Below are 16,748 nucleotides of genomic sequence, written 5' to 3' on the forward strand. Positions count from 1 at the left end.
GAGTAATGTTACCAGAAGGCATTCACTCGTTCGAGACGCTTCGGCCGATGTTCCCAGAGCCACCGCGCCCGATGACGAACGAACCCGTGTCCGTCCACGTCTTAGAAGGCGAGCAGACGGTGTTGTTCGGCACCGGGTTCGAGGCGGACGTTGACCGACTCATCGACTTCCTCGACGGCTTTGGCGGCCCGGACGTCATCGTCGTAGAACACACAGACCCCGACCACTACGGCGCACTGCCGCGCCTGCTCGAAGAGTACGATGCCATCGTCGCTGTCCCAAAACAGGAAGCCGACGTGCTGCGCGAGAAGGGCATCAAGGTAGACGTCGAACTCGGCCACGACGAGGTTCGCTGGGGCGTTCGGACGATTCACATCCCCGGCCACACGCCCGGAAACATGTCGTTCCTCCACGAGGAGACGGGCACGCTGTTCGTCGGCGACACCTTCGTCCACCACAACAGCTTCGCGGCCGCACCCGGTGAGTGGTCGGGTGCGTTCGCGCCCATCAAGCCGTCACTGAACGCGGATAACGACCTCGCCCTCGAGAACATCAAAATCCTTGCAGACTACGACTTCGACGTGGCGCTTACGACCCACGGCCTCAACGTCAAGGAGGGAGCGCGCGCCGAACTCGACAAACTTCTCTCCGACCTCGGCCTCGCATAAACAAACACCGTTTTTGCCCCTGCTTTGAGAGTTCGCCATTGCGAACGATGCGGCAGCGCGCCGCTCTCCCCTCTGTCGCGATGTCGATTCCACGATGCAGAATACTATATAGGGTCTCGCGCTAGTACTCACGCATGAACGAACACCAAAGCCGGGTTAAGTCGGTTGAGCGGACGTTCGTTATCCTTGCGGCGCTGAAAGAACTCGACGGTGCGCGAATCATTGAGTTGGGCGAACACACTGGCTATGCGAACAGCACGATTCATCGCCACCTGACCACGCTACACGAAGCCGGGCACGTCACCAAAGAGGGTGACACCTACCACATCGGCCTCTCGTTTCTGAACTTTGGTGAGTACGTCAGAAACCGAAAGGAAGCCTACCGTCTCGCAAAGCCGAAGGTAGAGGAGTTAGCCCAAGAGACGAACGAACGCTGTCAGTACGTCGTTGAAGAACATGGGCAGGGCGTCTACGTCCACGTCGCGACGGGGCCACACGCAGTCGAGACGAACTCTCGGATTGGCTCGCGGCTCTTCTTGCACTCGACCTCCGTGGGGAAAGCGATTCTCGCTCACCTGCCAGCGGCGCGCGTAGACGAAGTGCTCGACCAGTGGGGGCTTCCACAACTCACCGAGGACACCGTCGTGACCAAGAGTGAGCTGCTCGCGGAACTCGAAACCGTCCGCGAAACCGGCGTCGCGTACAACCGCGAAGGAAACGTCAAAGGTCTGCGCTCGGTCGGGACGCCAGTGTTCGGACCCGAAGGCACTGTCGTTGGCGCACTCAGCGTCTCCGGACCGACCCACCGCATGAAAGGTGACCGGTACGAACGCGAAATTCCAGACCTCTTGCTCGGGGCGGCAAACGAGCTTGAACTCAAGCTCAAGTACTCCTGACCACGACGAAGTGCGCGATTTTTTGGCTACCGATTCTCAAAATCATCCGCGGAGCGAACAATTATGTCGTGGTATCACAGAACACCCATCATGACACACCACGATATGTGGCGTCGGGACGACGCGGCGAAGACGGTGGGCTCGCTCCGACGCGACATGCTGTCTTCACGAGAGACGGAGCGTGTCCCGCTCGCAGAAATCGGCGGCAGAACCCTCGCAAGCGACCTCGTTGCAGATGCAGACCGACCGCCGCTGTCGCGGGCGACAATGGACGGGTTTGCGTTCGACGCGACCGACGCCTATCCCCTCCGCCTGCGCGAAGGTGGCATCTTCCCGGAGGATAGCCCACCGACACTCGAATCCGGCGAGGCAATGCGGATTTCGACCGGCGCGCCGCTTCCTGACGGGGCGAACGCGGTGTTGAAAGTCGAAGAGGCGACCGTCGAAGACGGGCTGCTTAGCGGCACGGAGATATCACCGGGGACCTACACCTACGCACGCGGCAGCAACGTCAGAGCGGGCGAGGTGCTCTTTCAGGCGGGCGAGCGCCTCTCCCCGAAGGACGCGCTGTTGCTCCGCGACCTTGGCCATGAGTCGGTGACCGTGCACACAAGGTTTTCCGTTGGCATCCTTGCGACCGGGACGGAGTTCCACGAAGGCCGACAGCCCGACCTCGATTCACCCATGCTCGCGGGGCTGGTTCGCTCGTGGGGTCACGACCCGGTTTACGAAGGGTCGGTTCCCGACGATTATGACACGGTCACAGAGCGAATCGCCGCGCTCGCAGCCGACCACGACGTGGTCGTCACGACTGGCGGGACGAGCGTTGGAAAGAAAGACCACGTCATCAACGCGCTCACTGAACTCGGTGAAGTGTTGTTCCACCGCGTCGCCATCCGGCCGGGAAAACCAATCGCGGTCGCCCGCCTCGACGACTACGACGCTGTCGCGCTCGCAATACCCGGGAAGCCAGTTGGCGCACACACCATCACGTCACTCGTCGCTCGCCCGCTGTTCGTCGGTGAGACGACGCTTCCGACCGTCTCAGCCCGCCTCGCTCGCGATATCGGCCTCGGCGCGCCCGGCTTCGAGTACGTGGTTCCGGTGACGCTCGAAGACGGCGAAGCCATGCCGCTCGGTCACGTTGACTCTTCGCTAGCCGTATACGACGAGGTCTACAATCCAAGCGTGCTCTCGTCTTCGACGCGCGCTTCTCGTGCGGATGGCTTTTTCATCACTGAAGAGGCCGTTTCGAGCGGCGAAACCGTCAACGTCGTCCCCTACACCGCCGTCGAATGACGACCGACAGCCAACAAGTCTGTGGCGTGCTGCTCGCGGCTGGCACGAGCACCCGGTTTGGAGCGAAAAACAAACTGCTCGAACCAATCGACGGCGTCCCGCTCGTCCGGCGAAGCGCAGCGACGCTCGTAGAGGCCGGGCTTACGCCGCTGATTGCCGTCGTTGGCCACGAATCGGTGCAGGTTCGTGACGCGCTCGATGGTCTGGATTTCGAGATCATCGAGAACGAATCGTACCCAGAGGGACAAGCAACGTCGGTTCGCGCTGCGGCGCAAGTTCTCACCGAACGCGACACCGTCGATGCCGCCGTGTTCGCACTCGGAGATATGCCGTATGTCTCGGTGGCTACCATCCGATCGCTCGTTTCGGCGTACGAAGCGGGCGAAGGAACGGCACTCGCTGCCGCCTACGAGGGCGTTCGTGGAAATCCAGTGTTGTTCGACCGACAGCACTTCCAAGCACTGGGTGAGGTAGACGGCGATACGGGTGGCAAAGCAGTTTTCAAAGGCGCTGACCAGCATTCACTGGTCGAGACGGACGACCCCGGGGTCAGAATCGACATCGACACGACGTGCGACCTCGACACAGAACGCCCAGACCAATCGTAACCGTTTGTGGTTTAGTAACACCTATACCGTAATCACCAGTGGTTGTTTTATGGACACGCGGTACGGATTCACGAGGCGGAAGGCGCTCGCCGCCGGGGCGGCAGTTGCGACCTCGTTTGCAGGCTGTCTCGCCTCGGGCACATCGAGCAGGGAAACGCCCGTGTTCCTTCTCGCAGCCGGGAGCCTCAACAATGCACTCGAAAACGGGCTTCGTCCGAGTCTCGACGTGCCCCTCGAAATCGAAGCCCACGGCTCTGCGCAAGTCGCCCGCCTCGTCGCAGACGGGCAGAAGGCCCCCGATATTGTCTCCCTTGCAGACGTAGCCTTGTTCGATGGCCCGCTCCATCCCGCGTGGTACGCTGAGTTCGCGACCAACTCACTCGTCATCTCGTACGACCCGGCGTCAGAAGGAGGCAAGCGGATAGCTGCGGCGGGTGACCAGGGGTGGTTTCGTCCGCTACTCTCTGGTGAGGTGTCGCTCGGGCGGACCGACCCTGACGTCGACCCACTTGGCTACCGGACGCTGTTCATGCTCGAACTCGCCACCCGCCACTACGACACCGACGAAAATCTGCGAGAAGCGATTCCCGACCGCGAACAAATTTACCCAGAGACCCAACTCGTAAGCCAGTTTGAAACTGGGTCGATTGACGCCGCAGTCACCTACCGCAACATGGCCGTCGAACGCGACTACTCGTTCATCAACCTTCCAACGGCAATCGACCTGAGCGACCCCGCCGCCGCCAGCGAATACGAGACGGCAAGATACACGCTTCCGGATGGCAAAGAAGTTCGCGGCGGCGTCATCAGCTACGGTGCAACGATACCCGCCGGGAAGCAAACCGAGTCGGTGGCGTCAGTGTTTGCGGCGCACACAACGGGGTCGTACCTACACGAGTTCGGCTTCACCGTCCCTGAAAACTACCCTACCTACACCGGAGATGTCCCAGACGCACTCGACGCGTAGGCTAGCAGGCTGGGACTGGCTTCGTGTCACGTTCCTGCTCGGCGGAGCCCTCGCACTCTACTTTCTCGCGCCGCTCCTTGCACTGTTTGCCACCCAGTCGCCATCGGCCGTGTTCGGACAGCTCCAGAGTCCAGTCGTGGTCGATGCCGCGACGAACTCGGTGACGACTGCGACGGTGAGCACGCTGCTCGCAACGGTTTTCGGCGTTCCACTCGCCTACTGGCTCGCACGGACCCGCTCTCGCTGGCAACTGCTGGTCGGCGGCATCGTCGCTCTGCCGCTCGTCTTACCGCCGATCGTGAGCGGTATCATCCTCCTGATGCTCGTCGGCCCGAACACGACGGTCGGAAGCCTCGCTTCACTCGGGGGGATTTCCCTCACCCGCTCACTCGTCGGCGTCGTCATCGCCCAGACGTTCGTTTCCGCACCGTTCGTCGTCGTGACCGCGACGACGGCGTTCAACGGCGTCGACCGGACGCTCGAAGAAGCCGCACGCACCCTCGGGACGACCCGAAGTGGGGCGTTTCGACGGGTGACGCTCCCGCTCGCAAAACGTGGGATTCTCGCCGGAATGACGCTCGCGTTCGCGCGTTCGCTCGGTGAGTTCGGCGCGACCATCATGCTCGCGTACTACCCGCGGACGATGCCCGTCCAGATTTGGGTGTCGTTTACGACAATGGGTATCGAAAATGCGTTGCCAGTGGCCGTCATCCTCGTCGGAATTGCGATTGCCGTCCTCACGGTGCTCGCCGCCCTCGGGGCGAACCCGTGGGAGTGATTAGCGGGGATGAATCGGGCCTTTGCTGGTGGTGAGTCGTCCACCGTCGCGGTCGTTGGCAACCGCGAGGGCTTCAGCGACGATACTGAGGGCGATTTGGGTGGGTTCGCTGCCTGCTAAATCGAGGCCAACGGGCGTTGCCACCCGCGCGAGTTCGGCTTCCGTGAAGGTGCGCCCTTCCTCGCGGAACTCGTCGCGCATTTGTTCGAAGCGCTTTCGTGGCCCCATCAATCCGATGTACGGAATCTCGGTGTCGAGCAACGATTCGAAGGCGAGGCGGTCGTCGATGAAGTTGTGCGACATGATGACCGCGTAGGTGCGCGTTGGGTCGTCAACCAGCCCGCCCAATTCCGGGGGGCGAGTTTTCACCACGGTCTCTGCTGCCGGGAAGTTTTCGGCTTTTGCCTGCCCACCGCGGGCAGAAGCGACGGTGACGCGAAAGCCGACGTTTCGAGCGACCTCGGTCACGGGAACCACGTCGCCGTGATGCCCGAAAATGAGGAGTTCTGGCGGGGGCGTCATCCCATCGAGAAAGAGGGTGACTTCGCCGTCATCAGTGTCGAGAGTGACTCGTTCGGTTCCGTTCGGTGAGAGCGCAGTGACGCGGTTTCGAAGTGCCTCGCCAAACTGATCCGCGACATCGTGGTCGTCGACACTGACGGGAGTACCCTCACCGTCGAAGACCGACCGGTCGCCTACCGACAGCGTGGAGGTTTCGCTTGCTATCACCGTCGCGGAGATGGCGCTCTCTCCCGCCTCAAGTCGGTCGAGTACCGCCTCAAAGGATGCAGCAAGCGGTTCGATGAGAACTGTGATGATGCCGTTACAGCCGAGGCCAAAGCCCCACGTATCGTCGTCGCCAGTCAGGTCGAACACCTCAATCGTGGGCGTGCCCTCGCGGGCGACGTCCTGTGCGAGGTCGATAACGGGGTCTTCGAGACAGCCCGGCGTCACTGCACCGAGCGGTTCACCAGTTGGAGTTACAGCCATCTTCGCCCCCGGGCGACGGTAGGCGGAGCCGTCTACGTTTACGACGGTGACGAGCACCGATTGCTTGCCCGCCGCGGCCCGGTCGCGTAGCTGGTCGAAAATGTCTATCGTGGTGACGCTCCACGGATGCGTGGCGTCTCTGCCGTCCATGTCAGGTCGTACCATCCGACGCTATTTATGTGCTCTCACCTGTCGATTTGTCAGGTACCCCCGGAGCGTTCATCACGGCTGGTTCCAATGTGAAGGTATGAACGGGACCGTCGTTTCAGGCGAGGGACGCGCAAGTGAGTTCGTCGCATTCGCCGCAGACGAACTCGCCGATGCGCTCGCGTTTGCGCCGTATTACGGAACGCTGAACATCACAGACTGGGATGGCCACCACAGCCTCCCGAGTCAGTTCGTCCCAGAGGTCAGCAACGACTACTGTGCAGGCATCGACCTCTACGACTGTCGCGTAAACGGCGTGCGCAGCGCGGTTATCGTCCCCCACGTCCCCGACTACCCAGACGACAAAGTGGAAGTGCTCGCCCCCGTCCACTTGCGTACCCTGTTCGACCTCGAAGATGGTGACTGCGTGGACATTACTCCACCAAGCGAGATGGGGTCGTCCATGCACCAACTGGAGCCAACAGCCCTCGACGAATTCGGCGGCGTCGTGTTCGATTTAGACGGCACGCTCATCGACCTTGCCGTCGATTGGCGAGTGGTCGAAACTGAGTTGACCGACCTTTTCGGCGCACATCTCGAAGGAGGGATTCGGTCGTACGCACCGAATGAACTCCACGGCCTCGCCGTCGAAGTCGGGAAACGAGCCGAGTTCAATGAGTGCCTCGCCACCCACGAGACTGCTGCTGTCGAAGCAAGCAAGCCGCTTGCGCTGCTCGATGTCCTCGCAGCGCTCGACTGTCCAGTTGGCATCTGCACGCTCAATGCGGTGGCGGCCGCAAACCGTGTTCTCGACCACTTTGACTGCCGCGACGCGGTTGATGTGATCGTCGGCAGAGAGACCCTTGTCGCACAGAAGCCACATCCAGCTCCACTCCGACGGTGTTTCGAGAAGTTGAACGTGGCTGCTGGGTCTGCCGTGTTCGTCGGTGATGAGGTCCGTGATGCAGAAACAGCGGTTCGTGCGGAGACGAGTTTTCTCGACGCAAACTGGGTGAACTGAACCGGCCAACACACCAAAGACAACCAATGCAGCCTATTTGTACAATTTATCCAAACTGTCCAAACTAGTTCGGCTATCACAACCGATTCGGGTAGATTGTGTGTCCACTCTCGAGCGGATTCATTATTCGGACGACTGCGTGTCCAGTGTAGCTGGCGAAATTGAGTGCCGTACCGAAATTCATACCTGTTTCCATATATACAAAGAAATATTATGATAATTATCTGTCTTATGGGTTGGGAGAGCATACCTGTTCGTTAATAGTGGACTAGAATCACGCCAACGCACTCAAATCGCCCAATATCTTCGAAATTCCGTGATCATAAAAAAGTGGGTCGGAGTAGCACCAAATCTACGTACTATTATCCTTCAAAATAGTTTTAACGCCGATACTCCCACATCTGTCAAATTAATTCTCACGGAAGCAGATAAAAATTTTTGCCTTCTCAGCACAGAACGGCAAACATAATATTAATTTCACAATCATCTAACCACCATAGTTATGTCATTAACCTATGCTGCGGTCATCCAATAGATTTTGGGCATTCACTGCAATAGCTGTGAACGCTGTGCAGAAGTAATAGGGCGTCACCACCCCGGAAATCACGAACGATGATGGTGAGAAAACGCAGTGTTGCGTTACTCCGCCGGCGTGACGACTGCGGGGAGCCGGTCGAGGTGAGCCAGCGTGAGACCCGCGAACGCAAGCGCTCCAGCGCCAATCTGAACGAGGGTCATCGGCGCGTAGAGGGTGATTACCGAGAGGGCGAGATACGCCCCACGGTGGGGGAATCCGAGGTCATGGCGGCCGTCGTAGCCAGTTGTCGCCGCGACGAGTGCGACGACGCCGATGAAGACGATAATCGCGTGGAGCGGCGTCGCCGGGAACGACCAGAAGATGAGACTCGGGTTGGTGACGAACGCAAACGGAATGAAGAAACCGGGCGCGCCGATACGCATCGCCTGCATACCCGTCTGCAGGAAGTTCGAATCGGCAATCCGTGAGCCAACGGCGACCGCCACCGCCACCGGCGGCGTGATAGCCGACAGCATCGCGAAGTAGAACACGAACAGGTGCGCCGTAATTTCAGGAACGCCAATCTGGATGATGCCCGGGGCGACGAGGATGACCACAAGGATGTACGCCGCCGGCGTTGGCATTCCGAGGCCGAACAGGATGCTCAGCACCATCGCCATCAACAGAACCGAGATGAGGACGCCACCAGCCAGTCCGACCATCCGGATGCTAATTTTCTGTGCGAGACCGGTTTGGGTGAGCATGCTGATGATGACGCCCATCGACGCGAGCACGCCAACGAGCGGGGCCATGTCCACCGCACCGTCTCTGAACCCTTCGAAGGTTTTCCGAGTCGTGTCGACAAGCGTGTCCACCGATGGACCACCGACGAGAAGGTCACGGACGAACATCGTCACGACCATCGTGACCGAGGTGTACAAGCCCGCACTGAGTGGAGTTAATCTGAGGACGACGAGCGTGTAGATGAGCACCACCATCGGCACGGCGAAGTGTGCGCCCTTGCGCAGGATGCTCCGGTCGAACTCTCCGGACTTTTCCGTCGTCCAACCGTACTTGAGGACGGCGAACTGGACCGCGATGCCGACACTAAAGTAAAAGAGCAGCGCGGGCAGGATACCGGCTTGGAGGATGCGGACGTAGGGCACCTGCAAGATGTCGGCCATGATGAATGCCGCAACGCCCATCACGGGCGGCATCATCTGCCCGCCCGAGGAGGCGACGCTCTCGATGGCAGCGGCGAAGTCTGACCGGACACCTTGGCGCTTCATCATGGGGATGGTAAAGCTCCCGGTGGTTGCGGTGTTCGCGGCCGCACTCCCCGTTATCGATCCCATCGCCATACTGGAGATGACGGCGACCTGTACGACGCCCGAGCGAAGTTTATTGCCGAGTTCGGTCCCCACGTCTAGGATGTAATCGAGCGCGCCGTAGGTTTTTGCCATGCCAGCGAACATGATGAACACCGCGACCCATGTCGTCCCGACCCCGAGGATGAACCCGTACGTCCCCGAGAGCCCGACTGCCCCGAAGCGGGCAACGTCCTGCCAGTTCATACCGGTGTGACCAAGGAAGCCCGGCAACCACGGGCCAGCCATCGCATACCCAATCGCGGCGATGACGACGGAGGTGATCGCAAAGCCGTAGGCTCGGCGTGTGGCGTCAGAGACGAGCACGACGATGAGTGCACCTACGATGAAATCCACCTCCGAATAGCCGAGGACGGGCGCGTCAAACTGGAGGCGCTCGAAGTTGAATTCGATGTAGGCTGCGAGCACGACGGCGAGCGCGGCGCTCACCAACGTGAGGTAGCCGTCATATGGCCCTATTATCGACCGAAGACGGCCGGTGAGCGAACCGTCGTGGTCGATATCGCGGTCGCGGTACGCTTTGAAGTCATCAGTCCCGAAGACGTGTTTCTTCGTCTCATAGAGATAGAAGAGTGCGACACCCGCCCCGAGAAAGATGTTCGAGTGGCGAACGCGGACGAACGGGCGGTCGAATGCGTAGTAAAACGTATAGATGGTGAGTACCACGCCGATGAGATAGATGGCACTCGACAGGAGTCGTTCGCGCGAAAGCGTGGAGGAAGCCATTGGTCGGAGTGCCTACTCCTCTCCGCGAGTGAACTCATCTGACCAGAGACCTTGCTCCTCGTAGAAATCAGCCGCGGCAGGGTGGAACGGGATGCCGTCGTAGGCGTTTTTCACCCAGAAGTCGCCTTCTGCGAGTTTGTTGAGGAGGCCGTGGTATTCACCAAGTCCTTCACGATGCTCGTACAGCGTCGTCAGAAGGTTGTACACTGCGTCGTAGCTGAAGTCGTTGCGGACGACGAAGTTGTACGCAAGTGACGGCATCATCGTGGGCTGTGGAGTGTAGGCGTAGTTCTCCAGTTTGGACGTGTCCACTTCGGTGAGGAGGAGACCGGGGTCTTCTTCCATCTTGCTGATGGCCTCGTCGCTCCATCCGAGCATTCGGAGGTCGACTGTCCCCTTCATCTCCTGAAGCCAGCCAGGTTCGATGGAGAAGTTGACCAACGTAGACGCACCCACGTCGAGGCGGCCCTCGCTCATGGCACTGCCTTGCCCCCCATAGTCGATGCTGACGCGTTCGTAGTCGCCAGCAGCCGCATACCCAAGGGCGGTTTCAAGCATTTCTGCTGTCCCGGAGCCACGCGGCGTTGGGGAGACCCTCGCACCATCTGCGATGTCGTCGGTCGTTTCCCAGCCTTCGTTCGGCGTTGCGAGGAACCAACCGAGGTCGTAGAGGTGGAACACCTGATTTGGGGTGAACGAGAGGTTGTCGAAGGGCTTTTCGCCTGCGTTAATCTTCGCCGCAGTCCAGTTCTGGATGTAGGCGATCTGCACTTCTTTACGGTCGAGCCGCCCGATGTTGGCGTTCGTTCCCTCACTTGGGCGGGCGTCGATACGAACCTTTTCAGTGTTCTCGTTGACCACTGCCGCGATGCCCTGACTCATCGCGTAGGCCGCCGTCGTTTCGGTAGCCGTGGTCATCACCATATCTGTGGTTCCAGAGCCTCCAGAGCCTCCAGAGCCACCACCGTTGCCGCCCGAATCACCATCGCCGCCCCCGTCGTTATCGCCTGACCCACCCGTACATCCAGCCAACGCCGCAAGTCCTGCCACACCAGCCGTCGTCTTTAGAAACCTACGCCGTCCGCTGTGGGACTGTCTGCTATCGTCATTCATGTTATTCCGTTACAAAATGATAGTATATCAATGCACTGATTGCCCCAAAATTTTCGAAACGGTGGAGAGAGGTTGCCTCAGAGACACGACGCATACAGGTGGTGAGCGCAACCGACTCCAGCGAGAGGAACGCTTATCATGCCACTTCCCATCACGTCGATAACGGATGACAAACCTCGTTACTGACTTCAGCGACACCGTGGAGGCCATGCCCGAGGCAACCGCCATCGTCTTCGAAGAGGAGTCGATGACCTACGAAACACTGTGGGAGCGAACCGGTCAATTCGCCGCCGCGCTCTCAGAGCGGGGCATTGGTGCGGACGACCGTGTCGCCATCTACCTGCCGAATCTTCCGGCGTTCGTCACCGCCTTCTATGGGACGCTGCGAGCCGGCGGCGTTGTGGTTCCGATGAACCCACAATACAAAGCCCGCGAAATCGAGCACCTCCTCGCAGACAGCGAGGCACGCGCAGTCGTGACCCTCGCTGAGAACACCGCAGCTGTCGAGGAAATCATCGCAGATACCGCCGTCGAACACGTCGTGAGCGTTGGCGAGCCGGCCGCAAACGCAACCGATTTCGAGGCGTTCCTCGCCGACCACACCATTCCGGCCGTCGAGCGAGCCGACGACGACGTCGCCTGCCAACCCTACACGTCGGGGACGACCGGCACCCCAAAAGGCGTCCTCCTCTCCCACCACAACCTCGCCTGGACCAGCCGGGTGAACGCAGAGCTACTCGATGGAGGAATTCATTCTGCGGATAAACTCCTCGGGACCCTTCCGCTCTTTCACATCTATGGCATGTCCGCTGTGATGAACGCGGCCATCATCAACGGCGCGGCGTACTATCCAATCGTCGAATGGGACGCTCAAACGGTGATGGAGACCATCGATAGCGAACGGCTCACAGTGATGTACGGCGTTCCGGCGATGTTCAACGACATGATAAACCAACCGAACGCAGACGAGTTCGACCTCACGTCGCTTCGGTTCGTCAACTCGGGCGGGGCCAGCCTGCCAATCGAGGTGCTGGAACGCTTCGAAGAACGGTTCAATGTCGCACTGTATGAGGGCTACGGCCTCACAGAGACCAGCCCGACGACGCACGCCAACAAACCCGGTGCCCGCCGCAAAGGGAGCATCGGTCGAACGCTCGACGGCGTCTCCTCGAAAATCGTCGGTTCTGACTTCGAAACGCGTCCCCGCGTCGAGCGTGGGCCGGTTGACACAAACGAGGTGGATCTCGACGCCCACGTCGGCGAGCTCGTCGTGAGCGGCCCGAACGTGATGCTTGGGTACTACGGCCTCCCCGAGGCGAACGAGCAGGCGTTCACCGAGGAAGACGGGACACGCTGGTTCCACACCGGCGACCTTGGCTACTGGGACGAAGACGACTACTTCTACGTCGTCGACCGCGACAAACACATGATCGTCACCGGTGGATACAACGTCTATCCACGTGAGATAGAAGAACTGCTTTACGAGCACCCTGCGGTTGCGGAGGCGGCCGTCGCGGGGATTCCTGACGAACGCCGCGGCGAGACCGTGAAAGCATTCGTCGTCCTTGCGAGCGGTGCTGAGGCAACCGCAGAAGAACTCAAATCGTACTGCCTCGAACACCTCGCGGCGTACAAACACCCCCGCCAGGTTGCCATCGTCGAGGAACTCCCTCGCACGACGACCGGCAAGGTGCAGAAGTTTGAACTCAGCAAGGAGTAGACACTACGACGCCACACAGACGGCAATCTGTGGCAAGTATCGCCATCGGGTGTGACTCATTTGATACGACCGTCGGAATTTTCTTAACAGTGTATCTGTGAGTAAGGTGTAATGGCGTTCAGCCTTTCAGACGAGCATCGAGCTATCCGGCAGGCAGTCCGGGAGTTCGGCGAGAACGAGATCGTCCCCGTCGCCCGCGAGCACGACGAGCAAAAGAAATACCCAGAAGCCATCCGCAAAAAGGCCGCACAGTTCGACTTTGTGGCACCGAACATCCCGCTCGAATACGGCGGGGCGGGAATGGACAAGCTCTCGTCGGTCCTCGTGACCGAAGAGTTGTGGCGCGCAGACCCCGGCATCGGCTCTGCGGTGGGCTCTGCCGGCTTCGGGACGGACATGATCATTGAGTTCGGGTCCGAGTGGATGAAAGAAGAGTGGCTCCCGAAAATCGCCGCCGGAGAGTCCGCCTCTGCGAGCGCCATCTCCGAGCCAGCCCACGGGTCGAACGTGGCAGGCATCGAGACGCGCGCAGAGAAGGACGGCGACGAGTACGTCCTCAACGGGAACAAGATGTGGATTACGAACGGTACCGTGGCTGACGTGGCCGTCGTCATGGCCAAAACCGACCCCGACGCGGGGCATCGTGGCATCACCGCCTTCCTCGTCCCCACCGACGTCGAGGGTCTCTCCGCCGATAAAATCGACAACAAACTCGGCATCCGCGCCTCCGACCTCGCAGAACTTCGCCTCTCAGACGTGCGCATCTCCGAGGAGAACGTCATCGGCGAGGTGAACGAAGGCTTCTACCAACTGATGGAGTTTTTCGCCTCGGGGCGAACGAACGTCGCTGCACAGGCCGTCGGCGCGGGACAGGGCGCACTCGATGCCGCACTCGACTACGCCGGAGAGCGTGAGCAGTTCGGCAAGCCAATCTCTGAGTTCCAGGCTATCAGCCACAAACTCGCAGAGATGGCGACGAACGTCGAGGCTGCCCGCTCGCTCGTCTACAGAGCGGCAACCGCGGTCGAAGAAGGTGACCAAGACCTCGCCTCACGCTTTTCGAGTATGGCGAAGCTGTTCGCCTCAGAGCGCTCTGTCGAGGTCGCAGACGAGGCCATCCAGGTCCACGGCGGCGCAGGTTACGTCTCAGACCACCCCGTCGAGCGCTTCTACCGTGACGCTCGCATCACCAAGATCTACGAAGGAACGAGCGAGATACAGAAGACCATCATCGCGAAACAGCTGCTCTAAGCGGTCGGCCTATTTTTTCGTGACGTGCGAGAGAAAAGCGGTGCCACCGGTCAGGGCAGGAAGAACTCGATGGCCGCACCCTGGCCGTAGCCCACACATTCTGTCGCCAACCCGCGCTCTGCACCCCGACGGTGCATCTCGTGGATGAGCGTGACCGGAAGGCGTGCACCGCTTGCACCGAGCGGGTGGCCAATCGCGATTGCGCCGCCGTTTACGTTGAAGCTGTCGTCGTCGAAACCGAGTTCGCGCTGACAGTAGAGCGTCTGGCTGGCAAAGGCCTCGTTCAACTCGACGAGGTCGTAGTCTGCCGCAGTCGTCCCAGAGCGTTCGAACAGTTCCTTGCACGCCGGGATAGGGCCAATCCCCATCACTTCGGGGTCGACACCGGCGACGCTGTTGTTGCCGACTTCCGCGAGGATGTCGAGGTCGTGTTCCTCGGCGAAGGCGCGGGAGGTGACCAAAACGCCAGCGGCACCATCCGAGAGCTGAGAGGCGTTGCCTGCATGAACCGTCCCACCTTCTTTGAACGCGGGCGGGAGGCCAGCGAGTTTCTCTGCGGTCGTCCCCGGGCGCAGGCCCTCGTCTTTCGTGATTTTCTCCTCGCCGTTGTCGATGGGGACGATTTCGTCGTCGAATTTGCCTTCTTCGGTGGCAGCACACGCCCGTTGCTGAGAGCGCGCGCCGTAGGCGTCCTGCGCTGCACGCGAGATGTCGTAGCGTTCTGCGACGGCCTCTGCGGTCGCACCCATCTCGAGGTCGTCTGGGTTCCAATTAGCAGCGATGCCCGGATAGTTGCCGATGCCGTACTGGCGCGACACGCGAGTCATCGACTCGACACCGCCGGCGATGATACAGTCGCGTTGGCCCGCCCGGATGGCGTCCGAGGCGGAGATGATGGCTTCCGCCGAGGAGGCACAGAGCCGGTCGATGGTCGTCGCCGGGACGGTCTGACCGAGGTCTGAGAGCAGTGCGATGACGCGGGCGATGTTGTTGCTCTGTTCGCCCTCTTGTTGGGCGCACCCCCAGCGGAGGTCATCGACCTGTTCTCCGCTGAGCCCGGTCTGGGCAAGCATCTCGTTTACGAGCGGTATCGACAGATCTTCGCTTCGCACCTCTGCGAACACGCCGCCGTGTTTGCCCTGTGGCGTCCGCACCGCGCTGACGATGACGGGTTGGTTTTCCTCCATAGAAATCACTCGAGGGCTACCGCAGGAGCCAAGTTATCGAACCGTTCTCGGGAGGACTCGCGAGTAACACGAGGCGTCGTACGTAGGTCTCTTTCGAGACACACAGTCTCACACATGTATTCACGAATTGGAGGTGGGACTAATAACCATTTGGACAGGGCGATATATCGCGCACCGCGACAGTGATGTCGCCTAATGAATTCTCGCATGAGTGAACTTTATATATAACCGGTCAGAACAAGTGTTTCACGCATGGAAAACGAAAATTCCGGGTCGGGGATGGGTGGGAATAGCCCCCAAACACTGAAAAGTTTGGACAATACGTTCGCCATCATTACAGAGCTACAGAAACGGAAAGGGGCGCGAGTGACCGAACTCGCAAACGCGACAGGGCTCTCGAAAAGCTCGGTGTATAAGCATCTCACTACGCTGGTGGCACACGACCTCGTGACCAAGAAAGCCGACCATTACCATCTCGGTCTCCGATTTCTTGACGTTGGTGCGTATGTCCGACATCAGATCGAAGGATCCCGCATCATCAAAGAAAAGCTCCGCGAAGTGGCAGAAGAAACAGAAGAGACAGCCCAGTTTACCACAGAAGAGCACGGGCGAGCAGTGGTTCTCTTTCGCGAGACGGGGCGACGAGGCGTGCTCACGAAGGGGCGCGTTGGCAAACGCTTCCACATCCATCAAACCGCTGCGGGAAAAGCGATTCTCTCACAGTTTTCGAACGAGCGCGTCTGCGACCTGATTGCGAGAAACGGGCTCCCACGGGCCACCAAGGGAACAATCGTTGACGAGGATGAACTGTTGGACGACCTCGAAGCCATCCGTGAGCGTGGTTATTCGTACAACAACGAGGAGAGCACGAAGGGGTTGCGCGCGGTGGCAGTTCCGCTCATGGCCCCAGATAGGAACGTCCTCGGTGCCTTTGCCGTCGCCGGTCCGACCCATCGAATGAACCAAGACCGCCTCGATGGCGAGCTCCCCGAACTCCTTCGGAGTGTCGTGAATGAACTCGAATTGAACCTCACGCACATGTAGCGCAGTGGCGTTTGGTATTATGATAATTATAGATCGAACCGACAGAGAGTAGAGGAGTTATGGCTTGAGTGGCTCATCCACCGGTTTTTAGTTGTGTATGTCTACTCTGAGCAACCTTGTTCAGGATATCTATACTCACAGTAATAGACGAGTAGCATTCTCTCACGGGTTTTTTGGGATGCTAGACAATATCGAGAGGTTCCAGCGATAATTGAAATTGAGATAGAATTCAGTTCGTCGATCGTACGCGCGCACTCACAAGAGAGAACGTAGAGATCCGAGAGGAACTCTTCGGTGATGTCACGGCACGGGATGCCCACAATCTACGAGAAGTTAGCGAGCAGGCTCACTGGATGTTCGTCAGTTTGACCCGTGATTATCGACTTTCTCAAGGAGGTCTTTCACGGTAGTACTGCATTGAATCGTCG

The 16,748-nt window shown here is 59.7% G+C and carries 14 protein-coding genes; 10 read left to right on the forward strand and 4 right to left on the reverse strand.

The features are described from left to right. Nucleotides 1–5: 5 nt before the first annotated feature. The 6 genes from V5N12_RS15640 to V5N12_RS15665 all read left to right on the forward strand — a co-directional run bounded on the left by V5N12_RS15640 (nt 6) and on the right by V5N12_RS15665 (nt 5,216). Nucleotides 6–668, forward strand: coding sequence for an MBL fold metallo-hydrolase (locus V5N12_RS15640; RefSeq protein WP_332900160.1), 663 nt, complete (start codon nt 6–8; stop codon nt 666–668). 134 nt (nt 669–802) lie between these two features. Continuing rightward, nucleotides 803–1,564 (forward strand): IclR family transcriptional regulator, encoded by a 762-nt coding sequence (locus tag V5N12_RS15645; protein WP_332900161.1) that lies wholly within the window; start codon nt 803–805, stop codon nt 1,562–1,564. A gap of 90 nt (nt 1,565–1,654) precedes the next feature. Continuing rightward, a complete protein-coding gene (locus V5N12_RS15650; RefSeq protein ID WP_332900162.1) occupies nt 1,655–2,863 on the forward strand; it encodes a molybdopterin molybdotransferase MoeA in 1,209 nt (402 codons plus the stop codon). Beyond that, a complete protein-coding gene (locus V5N12_RS15655) occupies nt 2,860–3,471 on the forward strand; it encodes a nucleotidyltransferase family protein (protein WP_332900163.1) in 612 nt (203 codons plus the stop codon). The genes V5N12_RS15650 and V5N12_RS15655 overlap by 4 nt, the downstream gene beginning before the upstream one ends. Before the next feature lie 49 nt (nt 3,472–3,520). Next, nucleotides 3,521–4,438 carry an extracellular solute-binding protein gene (locus V5N12_RS15660; RefSeq protein ID WP_332900164.1) on the forward strand — a complete coding sequence of 306 codons (918 nt, stop codon included), beginning with the start codon at nt 3,521–3,523 and terminating at the stop codon, nt 4,436–4,438. Continuing rightward, complete coding sequence (locus V5N12_RS15665) at nt 4,413–5,216, forward strand: molybdate ABC transporter permease subunit (RefSeq protein ID WP_332900165.1); 804 nt, start codon at nt 4,413–4,415, stop codon at nt 5,214–5,216. The genes V5N12_RS15660 and V5N12_RS15665 overlap by 26 nt, the downstream gene beginning before the upstream one ends. Here V5N12_RS15665 and V5N12_RS15670 read toward each other — a convergent pair whose 3' ends face one another. After that, the gene (locus V5N12_RS15670; protein WP_332900166.1) at nt 5,217–6,356 is read right to left on the reverse strand and encodes an XdhC family protein; all 1,140 of its coding nucleotides are present in this window, start codon (nt 6,354–6,356) and stop codon (nt 5,217–5,219) included. It abuts the gene before it with no gap. A gap of 97 nt (nt 6,357–6,453) precedes the next feature. On the opposite strand from V5N12_RS15670, the gene V5N12_RS15675 reads away from it, so the two are divergent. After that, the gene (locus V5N12_RS15675; protein ID WP_332900167.1) at nt 6,454–7,374 is read left to right on the forward strand and encodes a DUF120 domain-containing protein; all 921 of its coding nucleotides are present in this window, start codon (nt 6,454–6,456) and stop codon (nt 7,372–7,374) included. A 639-nt stretch (nt 7,375–8,013) separates the two neighbouring features. Here the strand turns inward: V5N12_RS15675 and V5N12_RS15680 are convergent. Both V5N12_RS15680 and V5N12_RS15685 read right to left on the reverse strand, forming a co-directional pair. Continuing rightward, nucleotides 8,014–10,005, reverse strand: coding sequence for a TRAP transporter permease (locus V5N12_RS15680; RefSeq protein ID WP_332900168.1), 1,992 nt, complete (start codon nt 10,003–10,005; stop codon nt 8,014–8,016). A 12-nt stretch (nt 10,006–10,017) separates the two neighbouring features. Continuing rightward, the gene (locus V5N12_RS15685) at nt 10,018–11,055 is read right to left on the reverse strand and encodes a TAXI family TRAP transporter solute-binding subunit (RefSeq protein WP_332900169.1); all 1,038 of its coding nucleotides are present in this window, start codon (nt 11,053–11,055) and stop codon (nt 10,018–10,020) included. A 229-nt stretch (nt 11,056–11,284) separates the two neighbouring features. Here V5N12_RS15685 and V5N12_RS15690 point away from each other — a divergent pair, with 229 nt between their 5' ends. Both V5N12_RS15690 and V5N12_RS15695 read left to right on the forward strand, forming a co-directional pair. Continuing rightward, nucleotides 11,285–12,838: a long-chain-fatty-acid--CoA ligase gene (locus V5N12_RS15690; protein WP_332900170.1), complete on the forward strand. Its 1,554-nt coding sequence runs from the start codon at nt 11,285–11,287 to the stop codon at nt 12,836–12,838. A gap of 111 nt (nt 12,839–12,949) precedes the next feature. Next, entirely contained in the window at nt 12,950–14,089 is a 1,140-nt protein-coding gene (locus tag V5N12_RS15695) for an acyl-CoA dehydrogenase family protein (protein WP_332900171.1), read from the forward strand. A 50-nt stretch (nt 14,090–14,139) separates the two neighbouring features. Here the strand turns inward: V5N12_RS15695 and V5N12_RS15700 are convergent, their stop codons facing one another. Next, nucleotides 14,140–15,276, reverse strand: a complete 1,137-nt coding sequence (locus tag V5N12_RS15700) for a thiolase family protein (RefSeq protein WP_332900172.1) — start codon at nt 15,274–15,276, stop codon at nt 14,140–14,142. Nucleotides 15,277–15,528: 252 nt separating this feature from the next. Between V5N12_RS15700 and V5N12_RS15705 the strand changes: the two genes are divergently transcribed. After that, nucleotides 15,529–16,320 carry an IclR family transcriptional regulator gene (locus tag V5N12_RS15705; RefSeq protein WP_332900173.1) on the forward strand — a complete coding sequence of 264 codons (792 nt, stop codon included), beginning with the start codon at nt 15,529–15,531 and terminating at the stop codon, nt 16,318–16,320. The last annotated feature ends 428 nt before the right edge of the window (nt 16,321–16,748 follow it).

The organism is Haladaptatus sp. CMSO5 (assembly GCF_036689885.1).
GTDB lineage: Archaea > Halobacteriota > Halobacteria > Halobacteriales > Halococcaceae > QDMS2.